The 18,216-nt window shown below is 68.7% G+C and carries 19 protein-coding genes; 11 read left to right on the forward strand and 8 right to left on the reverse strand.

Annotated features, from left to right (window positions below; translation table 11 throughout):
• Positions 1–556: 556 nt before the first annotated feature.
• The 8 genes from IE258_RS41540 to IE258_RS38510 all read right to left on the reverse strand — a co-directional run bounded on the left by IE258_RS41540 (position 557) and on the right by IE258_RS38510 (position 8,260).
• Positions 557–1,132: a DUF7178 family protein gene (locus IE258_RS41540; RefSeq protein ID WP_229892707.1), complete on the reverse strand. Its 576-nt coding sequence runs from the start codon at positions 1,130–1,132 to the stop codon at positions 557–559.
• Positions 1,133–1,282: 150 nt separating this feature from the next.
• Entirely contained in the window at positions 1,283–1,657 is a 375-nt protein-coding gene (locus IE258_RS38480) for a DUF3846 domain-containing protein (protein ID WP_189750446.1), read from the reverse strand.
• 572 nt (positions 1,658–2,229) lie between these two features.
• Positions 2,230–3,240: a DUF6292 family protein gene (locus IE258_RS38485; protein ID WP_189750447.1), complete on the reverse strand. Its 1,011-nt coding sequence runs from the start codon at positions 3,238–3,240 to the stop codon at positions 2,230–2,232.
• Between the two features lie 307 nt (positions 3,241–3,547).
• Positions 3,548–4,894 carry a replicative DNA helicase gene (locus IE258_RS38490; RefSeq protein WP_229892712.1) on the reverse strand — a complete coding sequence of 449 codons (1,347 nt, stop codon included), beginning with the start codon at positions 4,892–4,894 and terminating at the stop codon, positions 3,548–3,550.
• 2 nt (positions 4,895–4,896) lie between these two features.
• Positions 4,897–6,075 carry a hypothetical protein gene (locus tag IE258_RS38495; RefSeq protein ID WP_189750449.1) on the reverse strand — a complete coding sequence of 393 codons (1,179 nt, stop codon included), beginning with the start codon at positions 6,073–6,075 and terminating at the stop codon, positions 4,897–4,899.
• A 273-nt stretch (positions 6,076–6,348) separates the two neighbouring features.
• Positions 6,349–6,609 (reverse strand): helix-turn-helix domain-containing protein, encoded by a 261-nt coding sequence (locus IE258_RS38500; RefSeq protein WP_189750450.1) that lies wholly within the window; start codon positions 6,607–6,609, stop codon positions 6,349–6,351.
• 107 nt (positions 6,610–6,716) lie between these two features.
• Positions 6,717–7,466, reverse strand: coding sequence for a glycosyltransferase (locus IE258_RS38505; RefSeq protein ID WP_189750451.1), 750 nt, complete (start codon positions 7,464–7,466; stop codon positions 6,717–6,719).
• A complete protein-coding gene (locus IE258_RS38510; RefSeq protein ID WP_189750452.1) occupies positions 7,463–8,260 on the reverse strand; it encodes a GntR family transcriptional regulator in 798 nt (265 codons plus the stop codon). The genes IE258_RS38505 and IE258_RS38510 overlap by 4 nt, the downstream gene beginning before the upstream one ends.
• A gap of 784 nt (positions 8,261–9,044) precedes the next feature.
• Here IE258_RS38510 and IE258_RS38515 point away from each other — a divergent pair.
• From IE258_RS38515 to IE258_RS38565, 11 genes are all read left to right on the forward strand, one after another.
• Positions 9,045–9,323: a hypothetical protein gene (locus tag IE258_RS38515; protein WP_189750453.1), complete on the forward strand. Its 279-nt coding sequence runs from the start codon at positions 9,045–9,047 to the stop codon at positions 9,321–9,323.
• 146 nt (positions 9,324–9,469) lie between these two features.
• On the forward strand, positions 9,470–9,958 hold the full coding sequence (locus IE258_RS38520; RefSeq protein WP_229892708.1) for a hypothetical protein: 489 nt from the start codon (positions 9,470–9,472) through the stop codon (positions 9,956–9,958).
• 192 nt (positions 9,959–10,150) lie between these two features.
• Entirely contained in the window at positions 10,151–10,342 is a 192-nt protein-coding gene (locus tag IE258_RS38525; RefSeq protein WP_189750454.1) for a hypothetical protein, read from the forward strand.
• Positions 10,343–10,497: 155 nt separating this feature from the next.
• Positions 10,498–11,049: a DUF6197 family protein gene (locus IE258_RS38530; RefSeq protein ID WP_189750488.1), complete on the forward strand. Its 552-nt coding sequence runs from the start codon at positions 10,498–10,500 to the stop codon at positions 11,047–11,049.
• A 121-nt stretch (positions 11,050–11,170) separates the two neighbouring features.
• Entirely contained in the window at positions 11,171–11,416 is a 246-nt protein-coding gene (locus IE258_RS38535; RefSeq protein ID WP_189750455.1) for a hypothetical protein, read from the forward strand.
• Positions 11,417–11,656: 240 nt separating this feature from the next.
• Positions 11,657–12,367 (forward strand): hypothetical protein, encoded by a 711-nt coding sequence (locus IE258_RS38540; protein ID WP_189750456.1) that lies wholly within the window; start codon positions 11,657–11,659, stop codon positions 12,365–12,367.
• A 38-nt stretch (positions 12,368–12,405) separates the two neighbouring features.
• On the forward strand, positions 12,406–13,557 hold the full coding sequence (locus IE258_RS38545) for a hypothetical protein (RefSeq protein WP_189750457.1): 1,152 nt from the start codon (positions 12,406–12,408) through the stop codon (positions 13,555–13,557).
• Between the two features lie 264 nt (positions 13,558–13,821).
• Positions 13,822–15,444: an FtsK/SpoIIIE domain-containing protein gene (locus IE258_RS38550; RefSeq protein WP_189750458.1), complete on the forward strand. Its 1,623-nt coding sequence runs from the start codon at positions 13,822–13,824 to the stop codon at positions 15,442–15,444.
• Between the two features lie 187 nt (positions 15,445–15,631).
• The gene (locus tag IE258_RS38555) at positions 15,632–16,627 is read left to right on the forward strand and encodes a C40 family peptidase (RefSeq protein WP_189750459.1); all 996 of its coding nucleotides are present in this window, start codon (positions 15,632–15,634) and stop codon (positions 16,625–16,627) included.
• Positions 16,627–16,899 carry a hypothetical protein gene (locus IE258_RS38560; RefSeq protein WP_189750460.1) on the forward strand — a complete coding sequence of 91 codons (273 nt, stop codon included), beginning with the start codon at positions 16,627–16,629 and terminating at the stop codon, positions 16,897–16,899. Before IE258_RS38555 ends, IE258_RS38560 begins: the two co-directional genes overlap by 1 nt.
• A 4-nt stretch (positions 16,900–16,903) precedes the next feature.
• Positions 16,904–18,172 carry a hypothetical protein gene (locus IE258_RS38565; RefSeq protein WP_189750461.1) on the forward strand — a complete coding sequence of 423 codons (1,269 nt, stop codon included), beginning with the start codon at positions 16,904–16,906 and terminating at the stop codon, positions 18,170–18,172.
• Positions 18,173–18,216: the final 44 nt, after the last annotated feature.

An 18,216-nucleotide genomic window follows, 5' to 3' on the forward strand; every position in this document is an offset into this window, starting at 1 on the left:
CGCGGAGCGGGATACCAGGCGCTAGCGCCTGGAAATGCAAGGAATTCGCACAGCGAATTCAAAAGCATTTTCGAAGTTTCGCGAAACGCTTACGCGTTTCGCGGATTCCCCGCACGGCGGGGAATTGCATTTCCGCTTACGCTCCAATGCTCGGGGGAATTTCTGGGCGGGTAGGGGGCGTCCGCTTGCGCTCCCGCCCTGCCGGTCGCAAGCGGCAGCAACAGGGGGAGGGGTGATGATGCATCAACTCTGCTGCCGGGTAGGATCACGAACCCGTCACTACCACCCATCGGGGTCGGCACTCCTCTCGGGCCCCCGCCCGAACCAGTCACCCCGGATCCGAAACTACCCGTCGGACAGTAGCGCGAGTCCCGTCGGACGCTCGGCCCGAAATTCACCACTCCCGCAGAGAGTAGCACCCTGCCGGGGGTGGACAGTGCGCGTACCGGTCGACTGCCAGTCGTGTTCGAGGCATCGCTGACATGAGGGATGGAACGGGATACATCGTGTGATGCATCGGGTGGGATCACGAACGAGTTGGCACCTTCGGATCGTGTCACTTGCGCTCGATGTGGGCCACCCATGTAACGGCCTGGACTTTGCTGGGGATTTCACCAATCCTCTGGGCTGCTGCGCGGTAGCAGTCGGCGAGCAGGTTGTACCGTCCGATTGCTCCCAATCCTCGGTCGCGCTGCCCGTAGATTTCGCGTACCGCGATATCATGTGCGTGGCGGTCGATTACTACGGCCTCCGTGTGCTCGGGGTCTGCAATGCACACGTAGAAGAATCCCGTTTTGATGTGCATGGGCAGAACTTCACTCGGGTCGGTTCCTGCCATGATGCGGTTTGCCTTGGTGATTGCATCACGAACGTGTCCGCTTGCCTTTCCTTCGATAAAGGCCTTGCGGGCAAGTCGGCAGTTTTCCGACCATGACTTGTTGGCGGACAGTGCGGCGAGAACACCCGCGCCCTTTTCAGTCTCTCCCGCAGCGATTTCGGCGGCGAACTGATGCGCCGTCACGTACCACTGACGGCCTCGTTTTACCTGGTCGAGCGTGGCCGTATTCCACTGATCGATGATGGCCTGGGTGTAGGCGGTGCGCTGCTTTTCGGTGCACTTGACCGGGATCATGCTTCCTCGGGGTTTGAGTGATCGCGCGGAAGGGGCGGGGAGGAGCGGGCTCGACGGCGGCTCAACTCGGGTGCCGGGCGCGGTGAAGGAATGAGGTGGGGTGAGGGGCCGGGGGAGGCTCGTTGTGGCCTCCCCCGGCCGTATGAGGGCTCAGGCGGTACGCGGGTGGGGAACCGTCGGCGTGTCGATTCCGGCGAGTTCCAGAAGTGCGGCGCAGTTGTCGAGGGTGAGTCCGGTGGTGCGGTTTTTGGGGTCGGTTCCGGTGTATACGGTGGTGCCGTAGTATTCGTGTGAGACGAGGATGGTTGCGGCGTGAATGGCGATGGCCGGCCGGTTAAGCTCAGACCCGTTGTTCCCGTCGTCGTCCAGCCACACGGAAATCTTGGGCGAGAGGTCCATTACGGCGATATTCGGTGAATCGATTTCGCTGTAAATGGTGCTGATGTCGGTCGGAGAGTTGCCGGAGAATTCAACGATCTTGAACGAGGCGTCGGGACGGAGAACGAGCGCGAACGTTGCGGACACGGGTGTCCCCTTTCAGGGCGTGGTGATCTTGGGTGGTGATCGGCTGCCACTGCCGACCAACAAGAAAAGTGTATCGCAATTTAGCTACCTAGGCGATCACTTTCGCCGAGTTTCCGCAGGTCAACCCGTATGGAGCAGTGGGCCGGGGCCCGGCCGCCGTGCCGCCGATTCGCACCGCGCAGCGGTGGGAATCTGCCTGTCCGGACGCCGCAGGCGGCGGGGCTGCGCGCAGCGTCTGCCCCGGGACCGGGCAGGCCCGCCGTAGGACCGCGCAGCGGGCCCGGCGGTGGTGGGGGCGGGGCGAGCGTGCGCAGCACGCGGTCGGGCGCGCAGCGGCCGACGTCCTGGCCGCACCGGGCGTGAGCGCGCGCAGCGCGCGGTCCGGGTGCGCAGCGCCCGGGCACGCCTCGGCGGCGCGGCGGCCGGGCCCCGGCCCACTGCTCCCCCAGGGAAGGCAGTCTTCTGACGGTGTGCCTCGCTGCGCCGTCGGGCGGCGATGCACGCAGGCGGGACGCGCGAGTGCCCCCCAGGCGCGGCCTGGGGGGCACGGTTCGGCGTTTGCTGCGCGCGGGTCAGGTGGCGGGGTCGAGGGCGTTGATGAGGTCGGCGGGGGCGGGGGTGGTGCCGGTGGCGAGGTGGCGCACGCCGTCGCCGGGCGGGGGCCATGCTGCGCCCCGGCCGAGCGGGTGGCGGCGGGAGGTCGCGATGCGCCAGCCGTGCCGTTCGGACCACACCAGAGCGGGGGCCGGCGCCGCGGGGGCGTCCAGGACGATCGCGGCCATGCAGACGTCGTCGTCGGGGTGCTGGACCGGGGGCGGGGTGTCGGTGGAGCGCCAGCCGTGTGCGTGCAGGGCCTGGGCCACGGCGGCGAGGTAGGGGAGCGCCTGGCGGCCGCGCAGGACGGATTCGGCGCGGACGCTCGCGCGGCGGGTCTGGCCGGCGGGGTAGCCGAGTTGGGCGGCGGCCTGTGCTGCTGTGAGCCCGCGCTGGTCCATGACGTCGGCCATCCGCTGCGCGCGGCACTGGGTCAGTGCGGCCTGCGCGGTGTTGCGGTGTACGCCGAGGTGGTCGGTGACGTCGGCCGCGGTGAGGGCGGGGTCGGCGTCCAGGAGCTGCGCGACGCGCGCGGGCAGCTGGTCGCGGGGGACCTGGTCCCCGGCGCCGGTGGGCCGGCCGCCCCCGCCGCTGCTGGTGCGGGCACGGGGCGAGGGGGCGTAGTCCCGCACGACCCGGCGGGGCCAGTGCTCAACTCCGCCCACGCGCACCAGGTGCTCGCTGATGGCAGGGTCCTTCTTGCGGCGGTCCCACACCGACAGGGGCTCGCCTCGCAGGGCGGCGGCCTCCTGGCGGTCCAGGAGGTCTGCGTCGTCGTCCGCTGCTGGCAGCTGCGGGACGGGGAGTCCGGCGAGGTGCGCGTCGACCTGCTCGCCGTCGTAGAGCCGGGTGCGGCCCGCGTTCAGGGGCGCGGGAAAGGCGTCGGCCAGGTGCTGGCCGGAGTTCAGCAGGGTCTGCACTGCGATGCCCTGCTGCGCGGCGATGTCGGCGAGGGTGCGCACCAGGTGCTGGCGTCCGGCGCGGATCATGGGGGCCTCCAGAGTCCGGCGAAACCACCGGCAACTCGTCAAGAAAACGGTACGGATTTTTCCTACTGAACGGCGCGGTAGGCTGCTCTGCGAGCACGCGTCCCTTGGACGGTGACTTGGGTCGGCCGGCACCCGTGCCACCCGCCGGTTGGCGGACTGAGGGTGCCGGCCACTTTGCTGCTGGTGATGCCCATGCGGGCTCTCTCTTCATGATCGGCTGTGCGGGCCGCTGAGGGACGATCATGGGTAGGCCGGGGGATGCGCCCGGCCCGTCCGTGATCGCGCCGCACAGCGGCGTCCAGGACGGTTAGAGGGCAGGTTCTTCCGCGCTGGACATGTCGCGCAGGCGGCTGTAGTGGAACTGGTGGCCCACGGTCACGGTGGCCGTAGGGCCGTTGCGGTGCTTGGCCACGATCAGGTCGGTCTCGCCGGAACGCTCGGACTCCGGCTCGTAGTAGTCCTCGCGGTGCAGCAGGATGATGCCGTCGGCGTCCTGTTCCAGGGCGCCGGAGTCGCGCAGGTCGCTGACCGCTGGCCTTTTGTCCTGCCGTTGTTCGGGCCCGCGGTTGAGCTGGGCCAGGGCGATGATCACGGCGCCGGTGTCGGAGGCGAGGATCTTCAGTTCGCGGCTGATCTCGGTGACGCGGTCGTAGGTCGACTGCCGGGCGTTGCGCTGGTCGGTCTGCATCAGCTGGAGGTAGTCGACGACCACGAGCGGGGCGCGGCCGGTCTCGCGGATGACGGTTTTGATGCGGGAGCGGATGCGGGCGGGGCTGACGCGGGCGCTGTAGTCCATCCACAGCGGTAGGCCCTTCAGCTCCGGAGTGTGTCGGTCGAGGCGGTCCCAGTCGTCCTGGGTGAGGCTGTCGACGCCGTCGCGGATGTGGTGGAACGCCACCCGGGCCCGTGCCGACAGGATCCGGTTGCTGACCTCGGCACGGCCCATCTCCAGGCTGTGCACCAGTGTCGGACCGCCCTTGCGGGCGTTGGCGGTGGCGACGCCGAGCGCGAACGCGCTCTTGCCCATGGCCGGGCGGGCGGCGACCAGGATCATCTGGCCGGGCATGAGCTTCATCAGGATGTCGAGGTCGGTGAACCCGGTGACGGCCGCTGGCGGGACGGAGACGGCCAGGCTGTCCAGGTGTGCGTCCAGGTGGTCGCCGAACCGGCCGAAGGTGTCGTCGTCCTGGTCGTCGGCGGCCAGGGACTCCAGCTCGGCCTGGTGGGCGGCGATCGTCTCCGGCACCGACAGCGGGTCTGCCTGGCGAGCGCCCTGCATCCCGCGCACCAGCGCGGCCTGGTAGCGGCGCACCTGGGCGTACCCGTGGACCAGGTCGGCGTAGTGGCCGGCCTCGGCAGACGAGCAGGCCTCGCTCGCGAGCCGGGACAGGCCCACCATGCCCCCGGCACGCTCGAGGTCGCCGGTGCTGCGCAGCTGCGCCTCCACCGCGGGCACTCCGGTCGGCCGTCCGGCGCCGTGAAGCCGCTGGACGGCCAGCCACACCAGCTCGTGTGCGGGCTCGTGCCAGTCGCCCTCGCGCACGGCGCGGGCCACGTCGGCAACCGGGTCGTACGAGGGGGTCGCCATCAGGCAGGCCCCCAGTGCGCGGCTCTCGGCTTCCACGGAGACGGCCTGCTCCTGGTCCAGGGTCATGGTCACTTGGCCGCCTCCACTTCGCCGCGGGTGACGCCGGGGTGCGTGCATCGCTGCTGCGGGGCGTCGTCGTCGTCGTCCAGCAGCCAGCCGTACTCATCGCACGCCGGGCAGGCCTCGATGACGCCGCGCGCCGCCGCCGGCCGCGCGCCGGTGCCCGGCGCGGGGGTAGATGCCGGCTGCGGGCGGACCTGGGCGTAGCGGCGCAGGTCGCGTACCCAGCCGGGCAGGCACTTGGTCCAGGACGCTGCCCCGCCCGTGTTCTTCAGGACCTCCGCTTCGAGCAGGACCAGGTAGTCGGCGCTGGCATCGACCAACGACGGCCAGCCCTGCTGGCGCATCGTGCGAAGCAGCTTCGGCGCGCAGCTGCGGGCAGTGGACGCACCCGCCTGCCAAAGCCGCATCTGCTGGAGGAAGTCCTCAGCCGCACAGATCTCCTCCGGAGAGAACTCCGGTCCCTCCTCCCGCTGTGACGGAAGCGAACCCGAGGGGCGGGTGTGAGGGGTAGGGGAGGAGGAATCCTCCTCCTCCGGGGGGTGTGGGGGGGAGGAGATTCTGTTTCCCGGAACCCGGGAAGCGTTCTGACCTGCGGGAACATGCCGTTTACCGCTTCCCGGAACGCCGGAACCGTCGTTACCGCTTCCGGCGTTCCGGGAAGCGTTGCGACCTGCGGTTTTACCTGCTTCCCTGGACGACGCTTCCGGCGTTCCGGGAAGCGTCGCGACCTGCGGTTTTACCTCGTCGTGATCTTCGGCCCCCGGAGAGGCCGGCGACCAGTCCGGGTTCCAGGCTGGGTTGTCGTAGACCTCGTAGACGACCCGGCCCTTACGGCCGGGCTTGGTCGGGTGCGGCAGCTGTGTCCGGCGCACGTATCCGGCGTCCAGGAGCCGGGCGAACGACTCGTACACGGCGTTCTTCCCGACCAGTTCGCGCGCGTTCTTGGCAGAGCGAATGCCGCGTTCCTGGAGTTGCTTCCAGACGCTCAGCGGAGTGGACTCCATGGAAGAGGCCAGATTGAACATGACTTGAATCAGCACGACGTAGTCGAGGGTGTGTACCAGGTCACTCCCGACGCCCATGTGTCTCGGGACCGAGACGCCGCTGACGGGGGCCTTCGCCGCTTTCAGGTGTCCCGACTCGTCCACGGGGTGGCTGCCGGGCGGGTGTTGCTGGCTGTACAAGGAGTCATCTCCCCAGGTAGGGGAGCCATGATCAGTGAATGTGACCGACCAGAAGACCCGGAGTAGTGGCGTTGCGCAATCTCTGGCGCATACTCTGGGTAGAGGTGACCACGAGGGCCGCAAGGCCCACGGGCATCACCCCCGGCGAGGTCACCTCACCGGATCACGACTCAAGGCTCTGTGAAGGTCGATTGAGTCGGACTTGGAAGCGGCTCCTGTTGTGGCGACAGGGGCCGCTTCGCATTTACGGGGGGCGAACGCAGGAATCCACGGCTACTCCACTCCGTCGACAGCGTCCGGGTGCTTGGCTGCCCACCCCGCGAGTAGGCGCGCGTACGCCTCCAGGTGGCGACGTCGAGGCTTGGCCGCACCGACTTCCCACCGGTTGAAGGCCACGCGGGTGACTCCGAGGACGTGGGCCACTTCCTGCTGGGTGAGATCGTCCGCCTTGCGCAGCCGCGCACGGACCTCAGGCGGCGGCAGGGCGTCCGGTCGTGCCAGCAGAGCATCGACCGCGTCCAGCAGCTCAGACAACGCTCCCCCTCTCCTTACATGATCCAGAACTATACAGAACTCTTGACTTAAGGCCGGGGAGTTGGGGGCGTGTCGCCGGATCTGCTGCGCGCCGGAACGAACGCTTCCTACGGCCAGCGCCAGCCGGCGCCACGTAGCGCTGCCGCTTGTGCTCGGACGATTGTCCGCAGTTCATCCTGGTCAGCTACCTCGCCATACGAGGATTGTGACGTCATCTGGCCGGGGTGCTTCCGATAGATGCCTCCTGGAGTCGAGATCATCCACCCGTCAGAGACGGCGGCGCAGCACATGACAGCCGCGATTGCCTCCCATGCCGGAATCGCTGGCCAGGCTCCTACCGCGAGCAGCAGTGCTGTACGTGCCGTCAGGTGCGTACTGATCACCGGGAATCGGTCGTCGTCGTACGCAGCGAGCAGCGTCTCGTAGGTGAGGCGCCCCTCTGGGGGGTCATAGGGCCCAGCCGCTGTGGACCCGTCCGGCAGGAGGTCCAGCCCCGCGGAGATGCACCACCCCATCTCGGGGTGTGCCTCCAGAGCGGCGATATCGCGAGCGAGGCCGCCGGGGAGGATCACGTCATCTGCGTCCAGCGCGCGGACCAGTTCGCCCGTTGCTCGCGACAACGCCAGCGTGCGGGTCGCTCCAGCACCGCCTTTGCTGGCCATCCCAGTAGAGATCCAAGGCTCCTCCGGGATAGCCAGCAAAGGCCGGCCTGTGGTCCCGTCCTCTTGGACGAGCCACTGCAACTCCCAGCCACGGGGAAGGCGTTGACGCTCGTCTCGTACGGACTCATAAGCTTCGCGCAGGTATGTCGCTCCGCCGTCGTAGACGGGCGTTACTACGTTGATGATTCGGCTCATGACCATCGCTTCAGTGGTGTGATGTAGCGGAGCTCTGCCCGATCCGCGGGCAACGGAATGTCCGTCACCTCTACGACCTGCCCCTCCGTGGAATACGAGACTTTCCGTACACGGAGCACTGGCACTCCCGGAGGGATGTCCTGCTCCTCCGACTCCGTGGCCGTTGGCATATTCGCTGTGACCCAGTCCTCGATGCGGTCGAGTTCGATACCCACAGTGTGGAGCTGGTGCTGAGCGCCGCCGGGCCACGGCTCGCGGTCAGGGTCGAAGAGGTCGGGATTCTGGCTGGCGAGGTCATGCGGCATGTATGAGACGGATTTCCCTCTGCCGGCGCCTTGCTTGGTGCGCCGCGTGCCGATGCGCCGGAGGACCAACGATCCGTGTGCCACGCCGAGAGCCTCAGCTACATCAGCCGGGGCGGGCACCACATCGATCTGCACGTGGTTTTCCATGGTCGACACGGATACGCCATGGTCCGACTCCGCTACGCCGAAGCCGCCTCGCACCTCTTCAGGCTCCAGCACCAGATCCTTCTCCGTCTGGTAGCGAGAGTTCACCCGCACCTGGTGAATCGGCTGTACTCGTACGCGGGTCGTACCGCCGGCTTTCCCCGACAGCAGGCCCTGCTCCTTGAGTACCTGCACTGCCCGCGAGGCCGTGTTGGGAGCTACTGCGTGCGCTTTGGCCAACTCCACCACAGTGGGGAACCGGTCACCGGGCACGTACTCCCCCCTTCGGATCGCATCGGCCAGCGACTCGGCTAGCTCCAGGTACTTCGACGACGTGTGTGCCATGGAGGCCACTCTCTCACTCGGCAAACCCCTGCGCAACAACCAACGCAACATGGAGTCGTCCATGTTGGTTTGGTTGTTGACGTTGGCGCCCCAGTGTGTCAATGTCTCCATCGGCAGCCGATGCATCGCAATTTGGATGATGCGATCTGGTTTGGTGGGCGTGGTGGACGGGTCTCCTCGGGGGCACGGCCGCGGACCATTCGCTGCCTTGAGAACTCCACAGAGTGATCCACCACTACGACCGCCGTGTGCGGCTGCGGTGGGTGGAGACCCGTCGTGAGGCGCTATCACCGCTGGTGGTAGTAGTCGGCACGTATGGATCCGTCGGGCGCCCTTCCGAGGGCGGTCTGGAGGGGTAAGACCCACCAGGCGCTCATCACCGACGGGGAGTACGGAGGGCAGGCACCCTCACGACGCAAAAGAAGCGCGCGGCACACATTCGCTCCCGAGACCTCAGCTCCAGGCCGCTGAGACGAGGAGTCCGCGTGAGACCTGGGGGATCTACCGTCTCCCGCACGACGATGGGAGGGGCACCCCGTTTCCCCTGCACCACAAGACGGGCGCGCGCGGCGGAAGAGGTCGCGCACACCAACCCCTTGCAGCCCTGCGCTGCCCGCTGGCCACCGCTCCCCGTTTACCCGGGTGGGCGGTGGCCAGCGGAGTGCGCAGGACGCACTACCCGCCCGCTGTCCGTCCGGACCACTGCGGGCTGTGCGACGAACCCCCAGGGATGCCGCCCTGGGGGTTCTTGTCGCAGGTCACTTCTTCGGAGAGGACGACCCGCATGCACAGCATCCCACCCCGCCCGAGCGTCCAAGACGAGATCGGCCCCCGCCTCCCGGGAGCCATCTACGCCAACGTCGACGGACGCTTCGAGGTCCTGGCCCTCATCACCAACCCGACGGACGCCGCGCAGCTGCTTCGCCGGGCCGCTGCTCGATGGGCCCTCATCGTCCGCGACACGCTGCGCCCCGACGGCGACCCCTTCGTGGTCGGCTCCGTCTGGACGACGTCCGACTACCTGGTCCGGCCCGCTCGGACCGAGTACGCCCCGGCTGCCTGACGACCCACCACGGTCCGCCTCCCACCCCCACCAGAGCGTCGGGGGTGGGAGGCGGGCCGTGGCTGGCCGTCCGGTCAGCCACAAGGTGACAGCCCCGGAAGGTGAGAGCTCCGGGGCTGTCCGGTCAACAGGATTGGAGCATCCCAATGACCGCAGCGATCATGACACGCCCCACGGCCCGTACGACAGGGGCCACGATGAACCCGGAGTACTGGTGCCCCCCGTGCGGCGCCTTCCACGCCGGGCCCTGCGCCTCCGTCGCGCACCGGCAGCTCGGTGACCTCCTGGCCCGGATGGTCCGCGAGGCCGACACCCGCGTCCCGACCGGGCGTCGGGCACGCCGCACCCTCCAGGAGATGCTGCCCGGCCACGAGCGGCAGCCGGTGCTCACCCTGCACCGCCCGGTCATGGCCGACGACGCCTGCCCGCTGTGCGGCCGGTTCAACTGCGACCCGAGCAAGTGCCCGCCCTCGGGCCTCGCTCCGGCGCTCGCGCCCGCCACGCCGCGCAGTGAGATGCAGTGCGACCGGTGCGGGGGCGTCTTCGGCGCCGCACCGATGCCGACGGGCACGCAGGGCACGCGCCTGGTGCCGACGGCATGGACGTGCGACGCCTGCCAGGCCCTCGGGATCTGATGCCACACCTCATACACGCGGCCCGGGCAGCGCAGCACCGCGCGGCCCGGGCCGCCGCCCGCATCGGCGCCGGCCACCCCCTGACCCGCCTCCTGCTCGCGGCCGCTGCCGTGGCCGCCGCAGCAGCGTGGGACGCAGGACACCGCGTCGCAGACCTCCACCCACCCCGCCGGCACCACGAAAGACGACCACGTGCCTGACGCCCTGTACCAGCGCTACCTGAGGGCCCTGGAGATCTACCAGGACCACCGCGCCGCCTGCAGCACCTGCACGAACTCCCGCCGCTGCCGCGAAGGCGACCGGCTGTGGGACGCGTTCACGCGCAGCCAGGACGCCTACCTCGAACGCCAGCGCAGTCAGCGCGGCAAGCCCAACTCCCGCTGAGCCACCTCCGCTCAGCCGACACCGCCACCTCTGTCGGTTGCCTCCCACGCCCGTCCCAGCCAGCCCTCCCCCGGGCGGCCGGTACGGGCGCGGTGAGGGGAGCCGGACAGCCCGGACCACCGACCACGAAATGAGGGCCCGCGCACGTGACCGCAATGACGAACGCCCCCACCGCCACGCTGTTCAACGATGAGACGCTGCGCACGGCGGCCAAGCTCGCCGACAACTCCTACCAGCCGTTGTGGATCGGCCCGTCCGGCGAGGAGTCCACCGGCGAGGAGGTGGCCCGCCACCTGGAGGCCACCAGCGCGCTGCTCGACAAGGACGGCTGGATCCGTGCCTACAACTACAGCAGGTCGGCCGGCGCGGACCTCGCCGACGACGACTCCATGTCGGTCAAGGACATGCTCCGCATGCTGCTGCGCTTCATCCGCGAGGAGAGCGACACCGACCCGCAGCGGCCCCTGTTCACCGCCCTGCGCCACGTCGGCGAGGTCGGTGAGGCCGGTGACACCGACACGGCCAGCGTGGCGGGCCACGTCCTGGACCACGTGATCCAGGCCCACACCGGAACGGAATCCGCCCGCGCCACCTCGTGGTCGGAGCGGCAGCACCGCACCCACGCGGACATCACCGCCCTACTGAGGGCCAGCGCCCGGTTCGCCCGCACCTACGGCCCCGCCGACACCACCGGGCGAGCCGCCTGAGCCCCCTGCCCCGTCTGTCGGCTGCCTGACCCGCCCGGCCCGGCCCCGCACCCCTCGCGGTGGCTGGTCCGGGCGCGGTCCAGGGGAGCCGGACAGCCCGGCACGTCAGGAGGACCCGAAAATGATCGAGAAGCTTCGCGCGAGGAAGCGCCACGCCCGTCTGATGAAGGTCGCTACCGACCTGGTCCGGGACGCGTCGGTGATTTCCTCGGAGGACGCCGGGCGGGTCACTACCGCGCAGGTCGCCTGCCTGGCCTTCGCCCGGTACGAGATGCGCATTGACGACACCGAGGCCGCGGACTACTTGGCAGCCGCCCTCGTCTCCCGCGGCTACAGCAGCGACCACCGGCCCGCCCCCGCCGTCTGACAGCTGCCTGACCCGCCCGGCCCCGCCCCGCACCCCTCGCGGCGGCTGGTCCGGGCGCGGTCCAAGGGAGCCGTTCAGCCGCGCTCCGTTCGTCTGCCAGGGAGGTTCCCTGTGTCCCGCACCATCCCGTTACGCGCGCCCCTGGACGACTCCGGGCTGCCGCGCAAGGAGCGCACCGCCCCGACAGGCGGTCCCGCTGCGCCCCGTCCGCACGCTCCCGCACCTCGTCAAGGAGAAGGCATGTCCGACACGTTCTCTGTTCCGTTTCAGCAGGTCCTCGACCGCATCACTCCGCATCTGCCGCCGTACCTGCAGAAGATCGAACCGGTCAACGGCCGGGTGAGGTTCGAGTTCGCGCCGTTCACCGGCCACGAGAAGGACCCGGCCAAGCCGCAGTCGTACTACGACGACCCGCAACTGGATTACGTCCCCGAGTCGGAGGACCAGGCCGAGTACCGCATCCGGAGGATCGCGCGCAGCGTCCTGGACGACCTGTACCAGCAGGCGAGCAAGCACTGGCAGGACGCCGCCTACGTCGCCGAACTCCGCCGGGTCGTCAAGGACGCCCCGGAGCGCTGGCAGGCGTACGAGCGGGAAGCGAAGGCCCTGGAGGCGGCCTACTCGTACCTGCGCACCGCCGAGGCGGCCCGGGAATGGCCGGCCGCCGTCTCCCGCCTGGTCGACGCCCAGGACCGCACCCGCGCTGCTGCCGCCCGGTTCGACGAGCGCGCGGCCGACATCGCCGATGCCGACTACCGGCACCTGTACGCCGACTTGACCCCTGCCCAGGCGCTCGCCGAGGCGGGCTACCCCGAGGCCAAGGACTGGTACGTCGGCGACGGCTTCGGCGGCTACTTCCGCGGCGGCCTCACCGAGCGGGTGGAGCGCCAGATCGAGGAACAGACCGAGCACCTGACCAAGGTTGGCCGCCTGGCGGGCCTGCACCCCTGACCCACCTCCTCTGCCCGCACTGATCAGAAAGGAACGACGTGAACACGCTCAAGAGCCTGCGGATCTCGCCGCGCGGGACGGTACTGACCGTCCTGGGACTGGTCACTCTCGGAGTGGCGATCCTGTCGGTGGCCGTCAGCTACCAGATCCTCGAGCCCCGCTTCGGCGGGTGGGCGGTGCCGGTCGTCGGCGCCCTGGACGCCCTGTGGTGCGTCTTCCAGGCCACCGAGATCCTGGCGGGCAACAACCGCCGCCGGGTGCGGCGCGTCCAGGCGGCCGGCCTGACGCTCACCTTCGTCAATGCGGCCATCCCGACCGCGGACCTGATCCTGTCCGGCCCCGCCGGATTCGACCTGGCCGTCGTCCTCACCCCGGTGGCCATCGTCTTCACCAAGCTGGCCTGGTGGATCGCGCTGCCCTCGCTCGGGCGCCGGGCATCCACCAAGACCCGGCAGGATCTCGACTCCAAGCGCCAGGAGGTCGACGACCGCCTGGAGGAGATGGAGGCGGAGGCCGCGCACCGCATCGAGCTGCTGCGGACCGCGACCAGCCTGGAGAAGCGGGTGTCCAAGGAGGAGACCCGCTACCGCAAGGCACACCTGAAGATGCAGCAGACCAGCATCGAGGCCCTGCACAAGCAGGCCGCGGCCACACAGACCACGGTCACGGAGAAGGCGCTGCCCGCCTCCGTCGCGGCCATCCGGCTGCCGGACTTCGGCACGTGGACGCCCACCGCCCCCGCGCTGCCCACGGCACCGGCCCTGCCCGCCGCCGACCGTGACGCCTCCAACGCCGACGACAGCGGCAGTCACGCAGGTCAGGGCGATGGCGTGGGCAACGGCGACCGCAGCCGTCACACCGGCCGTGACGCCGACCGCGACCGCGTCACGCTCGAACAGCTCGCCACCGTCACGGGCGTGCCCACGCCGGAGCCCGGCGAACAGCTCACCGACGGACAGCTGGACGTCGTCCTGCGCCACCTGCGCTACCGCGACGAACCGCCGCTGTCCTACCGCCAGGCCGTCGCCACCTTCCGCGAGAGCGGCTACGTCGGCAGCGAGAAGCGAGTCCGCCACGCATGGGGCGCGCTCATGTCGAAGGAGGGCACCGCGACCGGCCCGACGGAGACGGCCGGCACCGACACCGACGACGTCGACACCGACGACGAATCCGAGGACGCGGACGCCTGACCCATAAGAGGGCGTCCGCCCTGCTTTGTCCGTCACCACCCATGAGGGCCAGCCCGCCGCGCGGACTGGCCCTTGTGGCGACTGCCGGACGAACCAACCCGCAGTCGACCAGGGCAGACCCGGCGAGTGACCCGGCGAGCGGATCTCGCGTTCGCAGACCCGAGGGAGCAGACCCGGCGAGCACTGGACAAAACTTCTGGAAATCGAATGCGTGAGCGACTACGTTCGCCCACCCGTTCAAGATCACCCGTGAAGGAGAGGGGTGTGGGAAAGAAGAAACAGCAGGTCAGTGACGACTTGTGGGGGCAGGGTGCGGGCGCCATCGGCGGCCTCGCCGTCGTCTTCGGCATTCTCGCCGCCATCAAGGACAAACTCGGCCTGTCCTGGCCGGCCACCGTACTGCTCACCGCAGGCGTCCTGGTCGGCCTCGGATACGCCGCCTGGCGCCTGCGGAGCAGCCTCGTGCGGCTGCTGCACGGCACGCCGCAGCCCGCCGCCGCAGCCGTGCAGAAGGAAGCGCCAGCGGCCTCCCTGGACGGTGAGCAGGCAGGCGCTGAACTGCTGCCTGCTCACCCGGAACTCACCGCGGCACTGCGCACGGCCGGCGTCATCGGCAGCGAGCAGGTCATCCGCGCCGACCAGGTGACGATCGCCCCGGTGCAGACCGGCGACCTCTACGACTTCCTGGTCCCCAAGGGCCGTACCTACGAGGACGTCGAGAAGCGCCTGGGCGCCGTGGCCGGGATGTTCGGTGTCACTCGCCTGCACATGACCCTTGAGCGCAGCCGTGACAACGAGCGCCGCGTCAAGCTCCTCAAGCTGCACGAGCCCCCGTTCACCAGGCCTTTCCCGGCTCCGACCAGGCAGGAGATCGAAGCGTTCGCCGGCGTCCCGCTCGGTCACGACGTGACCGGCCAGCTCGCCGGCGTGCCCACCTTCGACAAAGCATCCCTGCTGGTCGCGGGAATGACACAGATGGGCAAAACCACTCTGGTCAACGGCCTCATCACCTGCCTGCTCATCGCCTACGGCGAATTCGAGCTGTATCTGCTCGACGGCAAATTCTGCGGGCTGACCCGCTTCGAGCCGTACGCCACCCGCTACGAGTCATCCGACGACCCGGCCGTGTTCTGGGACATGGTCCAAGAACTCAACCAGCGGTCGGACGAGCGGTACGCGCAAATTACGGAAGCCATCCGTAACCGCCAGACCCCGCCCAAGTTCAAGCCGGTCATCTTCATCGTCGATGAAGCGGCCGACTTCTTCGCCTCGGGTGCCACAAACGAGGAAAAGGACCAGGCCAAGCAGATTGCCGAGGACACGAGGTCACTGGTTGCCAAGTCCCTGGAATCCGGCATTTCCACGGTGCTCATGACGCAGCGCCCCTCCACGAATGCCATTCCCGTCATGGTCCGTGACCAGTTCCTTTACCGGATGTGCCTGTATGTGGCATCGGCGGGAACGGCCAAGGTTGCTCTCGGTGACACCTATTTCGAAACGGTCGCGCCGATCAACCCGGTACTCCTCGACCCGGACATCAAGGGCCAGGCAGTACTGTTCGCCAAGGGGCGCTCCACCCTCATCAGAGGGTTCAACTTCGAGGACAAGTTCATCTGGGACGTGGTGGATGAAAGAGTCGCCAAGCGCATGGAATCCCTCCCGGAAGAAACGCCGCTGAGGCAGGCCATCGAACTGATGCGGGCCAAGGGTGTGGAGTTCATGACCACACCGGACATGGCGCCCGCACTCGGCATCCTCGAAGACGATCCGGTCAAGCGCGGAAAGAAGCTGAACGAGCTTCTCGGCGGGCCGCCCACCTACAAGAACTCCCAGGGGCGCGGCTACCGACTGGCCGATCTGACCGCCTTCGCGATGTCCGGGTCGTGACCGTCACGCCGCATCGCCACCGCATCGCCATCACGCTGCCGCCGACCGCCATGCCACCGCCATCCTGGCGGTCCCGTGGCGGTCCCGTGGCGGTCCATGGCGGTCACCTGGCGGTGCCATGGCGGACCGGCATGGCGGAGCTGACCTGCGAAAACACGTCACATGCAGGAAAGGAGGGAAGACGCCCTTGAGGAGCACCACAGCCGTCACCATCGGCGTAGGAGCCACCGCCGCCGTCGTCCTGGGCGCGCTCGTCCAGGCCGCCGGCAACGACCCGGTGGGCACAGCGCTCAGCATGGCCGTCCCCGCCGAATACAAGCAGCTGATCGAGGAAGCGGGGAACACCTGTCCTGAGGTCACCCCAAATCTTCTTGCCGCGCTTCTCACGCAGGAATCCAACTTCGATCCGGAAGCACGCTCGCAAGTCGGAGCGCTGGGAATCGCACAGTTCATGCCGTCTACGTGGGAGACCCACGGAATCGACGGCAACGGGGACGGCAAGCGCGATGTGATGGATCCTGAAGACGCGATCCCCTCATCGGCGAAGTACCTGTGCACTATCGCCAAGGACGTCAAAGACGTTCCCGGGAACAAGCAGGCCAACATGCTGGCCGCATACAACGCCGGACCCCAAGCCGTCCGCGACGCTGGAGGAATACCGCCCTTCGAAGAAACACAGAACTACGTCCGTTCCATCACCGCACTCGCCAACTCTGGCGGCGGCGGTGGAAAGACAGCGACCACTGACCAGGCCGCCACCGCCATCAACGCGGCGAAACAGATGATCGGCACCCCGTACTCATGGGGCGGCGGAAACGCTAACGGTCCCAGCGCGGGAACCTGCTGCTCCCCCAACGGCCGATCCGGAAAATCGACCGTTGGTTTCGACTGCTCCGGCCTCACGCTCTACGCCTACGCAAAAGCAGGAATCACCCTGCCCCGCACGGCAGCCGCACAATATGCGGCATCCGAGCCCATCAAACCCGGCCAGATGAAACCCGGCGACCTCGTCTTTTACGGCAGTAATGCCACGAGCATTCACCACGTCGGCATTTACGTCGGCAGCGGCTGGATGATCGACGCCCCCCGTCCCGGCACACAAGTCCGCTACTCCCCCCTCGACACGATGCGCGACCTTTTCGCGGTCGGCCGTCCCACCTCGAACACCAACAAGGAGATCTGATGCGCAAGTTCAACATCGCCGCCCCCGTCGACATGAGCGAAGGCTTCAAGGACTTCTTCGACACCATCGGCCTGACCGGTGGCGGCCTGGTCACCAAGGGCATCGCCGCCGTCATCGCCGTCATCGCCCTGCGCATGCTCCTGCAGCTGTCCGGCGACCCCAAGGGCGCCCTGCGCAAGGGCAGCATGGCCGTCGGCACATTGTTCGTCGCCGTGGTCCTCGCCCTCTACGGCGACACCCTGTTCAGCACCGTGACCGAGGCCAAGGGCTGATCACATGGCGTTCCGGGCAGACGAAGACCCGTGCGACGCCCTGAAGGGCACGCCGGGCTACGAGTACTGCGTGCGGGACGACGACGGTGGCGGCCCCCCTGACGGGGGGCCGCCCGCCGGCGGGGGCCAGGGCCTCACCGACGGAGCCGTCACCAACGTCCAAGACCTCGCTGAAAGCCTCCTCAAGAAGCTCGGAGAGCTGGTGGCGCCCGACAGCACCTGGGCGCCGGAGAAGCCCGACAACTGGCTCTACAGCCAGTTCCTGTGGCTGGGCCAGCACCTGGCCGTCGCCATCTTCATCTGCGTCATCGTCGTGTGCGCCCTGACCGCATGGCAGGGCGCACCCCGCATGAAGCAGATGGGCGCCTCCACCGGATGGACCCTCGCGGCCGTCGCCGGCATGGCCTCCGTCCCCGGCGTCGTGATGTTGCTGAACAAGGCCGTCAGCGCCGCCTTCACCACCATGTTCAGTAGCAACGAATCCACCCTGTTCGGCGCGATCTCCAAAGACATGGACAAGGCAGCTGACGCGGACAACCCACTGGCGCTTCTGCTGATCCTGGCCGCGCTCGTGGTTGCTCTCGCGTTCGCGGCGCTGGTGTTCGCGACACGGAATCTCGGCATCCTGGCGTTCGTCTGCATGGCGCCTCTGGTGCTGGCGTCGTTGGCCCGCGGGGGTGACACGTCGGCAGTCAAGGCGTGGGCGCAGCGGCTGCTGGGCCTCATGTTCGCCCCGCTGACGCTCATTCTGGTCAGCCCGTTCGTGAAGATGACGGAGGGCGCCCTCGTGATGGACGCGGTGCTGCTGGTCGGAGCCGACGTCCTCATGCTGCGGATGGTCTTCCACGGGGTGCCGTACTTCGGACCGCGCATGGCTCGTGGTGCTCGGGCGATGGTGGAGCGCAGGACCGAGAACCCGCTGGCGCGGGCGGTCGTGCGGGCCGGCGCACCGGACGTCTATGAGCAGGAGACGACTCCGCGCGGGCCGCGCCTGGTGGACACTCCGCGCCGCGCCATGACACAGGACCGGGGGGTACTGCTGGCCGCCTACGGCGTCAAGCAGCCCAACCGCCCCGGACGGCTCACCACCGCATCGGCCAGCGACAAGATCCGGCAGGACGCGGCCCGTACCGAACAGCTCCGCCAGGCCCGCCGGCCAACCCGGGGAGCAACTCCGCGCGCAGCCGGCGGACAGGCGGGACCAGCCACGCGGTCGGTGCCCACTCCCGCAGCGGCACCGGAACCGACGGCCCCGCCAGCGAGCAACCCGTAACCCCCGCCGGCCCCGGCGCCCCGCCGTCTCACAGCAGCGGTGGG

It is taken from the genome of Streptomyces tendae (assembly GCF_014650435.1).
GTDB lineage: Bacteria > Actinomycetota > Actinomycetes > Streptomycetales > Streptomycetaceae > Streptomyces > Streptomyces tendae.

Excerpts from the sequence above, each read along its gene's own strand:
- IE258_RS41540 (WP_229892707.1), bottom strand. The coding sequence starts at position 1,132 with ATGATCCCGGTCAAGTGCACCGAAAAGCAGCGCACCGCCTACACCCAG.
- IE258_RS38485 (WP_189750447.1), bottom strand. The coding sequence starts at position 3,240 with ATGATCCGCGCCGGACGCCAGCACCTGGTGCGCACCCTCGCCGACATC.
- IE258_RS38490 (WP_229892712.1), bottom strand. The coding sequence starts at position 4,894 with ATGACCCTGGACCAGGAGCAGGCCGTCTCCGTGGAAGCCGAGAGCCGC.
- IE258_RS38505 (WP_189750451.1), bottom strand. The coding sequence starts at position 7,466 with ATGAGCCGAATCATCAACGTAGTAACGCCCGTCTACGACGGCGGAGCG.
- IE258_RS38510 (WP_189750452.1), bottom strand. The coding sequence starts at position 8,260 with ATGGCACACACGTCGTCGAAGTACCTGGAGCTAGCCGAGTCGCTGGCC.
- IE258_RS38515 (WP_189750453.1), top strand. The coding sequence starts at position 9,045 with ATGCACAGCATCCCACCCCGCCCGAGCGTCCAAGACGAGATCGGCCCC.
- IE258_RS38520 (WP_229892708.1), top strand. The coding sequence starts at position 9,470 with ATGACCGCAGCGATCATGACACGCCCCACGGCCCGTACGACAGGGGCC.
- IE258_RS38530 (WP_189750488.1), top strand. The coding sequence starts at position 10,498 with ATGACGAACGCCCCCACCGCCACGCTGTTCAACGATGAGACGCTGCGC.
- IE258_RS38535 (WP_189750455.1), top strand. The coding sequence starts at position 11,171 with ATGATCGAGAAGCTTCGCGCGAGGAAGCGCCACGCCCGTCTGATGAAG.
- IE258_RS38540 (WP_189750456.1), top strand. The coding sequence starts at position 11,657 with ATGTCCGACACGTTCTCTGTTCCGTTTCAGCAGGTCCTCGACCGCATC.
- IE258_RS38560 (WP_189750460.1), top strand. The coding sequence starts at position 16,627 with ATGCGCAAGTTCAACATCGCCGCCCCCGTCGACATGAGCGAAGGCTTC.
- IE258_RS38565 (WP_189750461.1), top strand. The coding sequence starts at position 16,904 with ATGGCGTTCCGGGCAGACGAAGACCCGTGCGACGCCCTGAAGGGCACG.